The organism is Halomonas sp. (genome assembly GCF_033549285.1).
Classification (GTDB): Bacteria; Pseudomonadota; Gammaproteobacteria; order Pseudomonadales; family Halomonadaceae; genus Halomonas.
Window position 1 is genome coordinate 1 of sequence record NZ_JAWSUJ010000200.1, and the last position, 642, is coordinate 642.

Below are 642 nucleotides of genomic sequence, written 5' to 3' on the forward strand. Positions count from 1 at the left end.
AGTCTGCCCAGACCCACCAATTTTATCCAGTACCGCGTTGCTTCGGTCCTCGTGTAGCAGGCTACACGTCGCACCAAAGCGCCTTGTCCTGAATAAAATTCCCATGTCACGTGATGGGGTTCAGAGGGGCCTTAGCTCAGCTGGGAGAGCGCCTGCCTTGCACGCAGGAGGTCAGCGGTTCGATCCCGCTAGGCTCCACCACTCAACAGTCAACAAGTTCTAAGTCGTGTGCTTTTTCTTAAAGCTTACCGCTTAGAGCTTCCAGCTCTAATTGCTCTTTAACAATGTGAATCATGCTGACAAGTTTCTTCCGAGAGGAAGAGACGCGAGATACGTCTCAAGCGTATCCGGCAATTGTCGATCGTCATCGCGGACCAGACCTCTTGGGGTTATATGGTCAAGCGATGAAGCGCATACGGTGGATGCCTAGGCAGCCAGAGGCGATGAAAGACGTGGAAGCCTGCGATAAGGCTCGGCGAGGTGGCAAACAACCTGTGACCCGGGCATTTCTGAATGGGGAAACCCACCCACGGTAACGTGGGTATCCCACACTGAATCCATAGGTGTTGGGAGGCGAACCGGGGGAACTGAAACATCTCAGTACCCCGAGGAAAAGAAATCAACCGAGATTCGCCCAGTAGC

1 tRNA gene and 1 rRNA gene are annotated in these 642 nt (G+C 53.6%); both read left to right on the forward strand.

The window, feature by feature from the left end:
* Positions 1-125: 125 nt before the first annotated feature.
* A tRNA-Ala gene (locus SCI24_RS21410) sits at positions 126-201 on the forward strand.
* Between the two features lie 194 nt (positions 202-395).
* Positions 396-642 (forward strand): 23S ribosomal RNA (locus tag SCI24_RS21415); the annotation flags it as partial.